The following is a 1,030-nucleotide window of genomic DNA, read 5'->3' as shown; positions in this document are numbered from 1 at the left end:
GGGGTGGCCGGCAAGCACGCTCATGATGCCATCCTTTTCGCGAACTGGCGCCGGGTCAGGACCCAGCCGATGACAGTGAGGCCGAGCAGGAACACCAGGTGGACCACGGTCAGCAGGGGTGCTTCCTCATAGCCGTAGGTGAACACCCGCCCCAGCTCGGTACCGTGCCAGATCGGCGAGATCCAGCCGATCCAGCGGACCGCCAGGGGCAGGGTGTCCAGCGGGAAAAAGGTTCCGGAGAACAGGAACAGCGGCATAACGATGAAGCGCATCACCATCGCGAACTGGCCCTTGTCGTTTTTGATCGTGGCGGCGTAGGCCATCAGGGGCAGGCCGAACGAGAGCCCGGCGAGGGTGGCCACCAGGATGGAGACCCAGCCCCAGGCGCCCGGGGAGGCGCCGAAGAGGGCCACCACGCCGAAGTAGATGGCGGACTGCAGCACAAAGCGGACCGTGACGGCGATGATCTGGCCTGCCGCGATCTGTTCCGGGGTCAGCGGTGAAGCGTGCGGGCCGTAGTAGACCCGGCGCCATTTGAAGCCGTCCATCACCGGGAAGGTGAATTCATTGGCCGCCGTCATCACCGCCGCGGAAATCAGCAGCGCCGGCGCGATGAACGCCAGATAGCTGACGCCGCCGAACGCCGCGGTGGAGTTCGTGTCCACCAGGGTTGCCAGGCCCACGCCCATGGCGAAAAGATAGGCAACGGGCTGGCCGACGCCGTACATCACGATGGTCCAGCCGTAGCCCTTCATCACGCGGAGAACCTGCTCGGCGTAGTAGAAGGCGCCCCAGCGGCGGGCGCGGGCGGCCGAGACGGCCGGCGCGTGGGCACGCAAAGCTGGCGCCGGCGTCGTTTGTACTGACTCAGTCAACGAGGCTCCTACCGGTCAGGCGCAGGAAGACGTCTTCCAGCGAGGAGCGGCGCACCAGGGACGTGACCGGGTGCAGGCCCCGGGAGGAGACCTGCTCGAGCGCGGCCTCGCCGTCGTGGGCATAAATGAGGACGCGGTCCGGCAGGGTTTCAATC

General features: G+C 66.7%; 1 protein-coding gene and 1 pseudogene. Both read right to left on the bottom strand.

All coding sequences use genetic code 11. The features are described from left to right. Positions 1 to 20: 20 nt before the first annotated feature. Positions 21 to 875 (bottom strand): ABC transporter permease, encoded by an 855-nt coding sequence (locus tag AC1DHD_RS16365; RefSeq protein ID WP_476880710.1) that lies wholly within the window; start codon positions 873 to 875, stop codon positions 21 to 23. Then, positions 868 to 1,030 (bottom strand): annotated as a pseudogene (locus tag AC1DHD_RS16360) (ABC transporter ATP-binding protein); the annotation flags it as partial. The gene AC1DHD_RS16365 and the pseudogene AC1DHD_RS16360, both read right to left, overlap by 8 nt.

The organism is Arthrobacter sp. 05L45_2 (assembly GCF_056397525.1).
The sequence above is the reverse complement of the archived record's forward strand: the minus strand, read 5'-3'. Positions and strand labels throughout refer to the sequence as shown.